The sequence below is a fragment of the Streptomyces sp. UH6 genome (assembly GCF_013421635.1).
GTDB lineage: Bacteria > Actinomycetota > Actinomycetes > Streptomycetales > Streptomycetaceae > Streptomyces > Streptomyces abyssomicinicus.
This window is the reverse complement of sequence record NZ_JACADT010001365.1, coordinates 1-1,151: the sequence shown is the minus strand read 5'-3', so window position 1 is coordinate 1,151 and position 1,151 is coordinate 1. Positions and strand designations below refer to the sequence as shown.

At 70.9% G+C, this 1,151-nt stretch carries 1 protein-coding gene; it reads right to left on the bottom strand.

The genetic code is table 11. The features are described 5' to 3' along the window. The coding region (locus HW445_RS31915) for a MinD/ParA family protein (RefSeq protein ID WP_257231434.1) at positions 1-1,151 on the bottom strand (1,151 nt) is incomplete at both ends.

Here is a 1,151-nt window from a genome sequence, read left to right as displayed (position 1 = left end):
TGCGGTTGCGGCTGCTGCGGGACCTGGCCGTACGGCCCGGCCGGCTGAGCCGGGTACCCGTAATGGCCCGGCGCCCCCTGCCCCTGCCCCGGCATCGGCGGCGCGGCCACCGGCGGCGGGTTGCCGTCCGACGTCCACAGCCCGTGCGCCTGCTGGTGCCGCACGAAGTCCTCGGCCACCAGCGCCGCCAGGTTGAAGTACGACTCCCGCACCTTCGGCCGCATCATGTCGAGGTCGACCTCCGCGCCCGCCGCCAGGTGCTCGTCGAACGGCACCACCACGACGGCACGGCAGCGGGTCTCGAAGTGGCTGACGATGTCCTCCACCTTGATCATCTTGCCGGTCTCGCGGACGCCGGAGATCACCGTCAGGGAACGCTGCACCAGGTCCGCGTAGCCGTGCGCGGAGAGCCAGTCCAGCGTGGTGCTGGCACTGCTCGCCCCGTCCACCGACGGCGTGGAGATGATGATCAGCTGGTCGGCCAGGTCCAGCACACCCCGCATGGCGCTGTAGAGCAGACCCGTGCCGGAGTCGGTGAGGATGATCGGGTACTGGCGGCCCAGCACGTCGATGGCCCGCCGGTAGTCCTCGTCGTTGAAGGTGGTGGAGACCGCGGGGTCCACGTCGTTGGCGATGATCTCCAGGCCGGAGGGCGCCTGCGAGGTGAAGCGGCGGATGTCCATGTAGGAGTTGAGGTACGGGATCGCCTGCACCAGGTCGCGGATGGTCGCCCCGGTCTCACGGCGCACGCGGCGGCCGAGCGTGCCGGCGTCCGGGTTGGCGTCGATCGCGAGGATCTTGTCCTGCCGCTCGGTGGCCAGCGTGGAGCCCAGCGCGGTGGTGGTGGTCGTCTTGCCGACGCCGCCCTTGAGGCTGATCACCGCGATCCGGTAGCAGGAGAGCACCGGAGTACGGATGAGATCGAGCTTGCGCTGCCGTTCGGCCTCCTCCTTCTTGCCGCCGATCCGGAAACGCGAGGGCGCGGCCGTGGGACGGGCGCTCTTGGTGCGCTGCCTCTTGTTGTTGAGCAGCCGGTCGGACGACAGCTCCACCGCGGCCTGGTAACCCAGCGGCGCCGCACCGGGGTTGACCGGCTGCCGCTGGTCGTGCTGCACCGCCTGCGGCCACGCGGCCGCGGGCATGCGGGGATC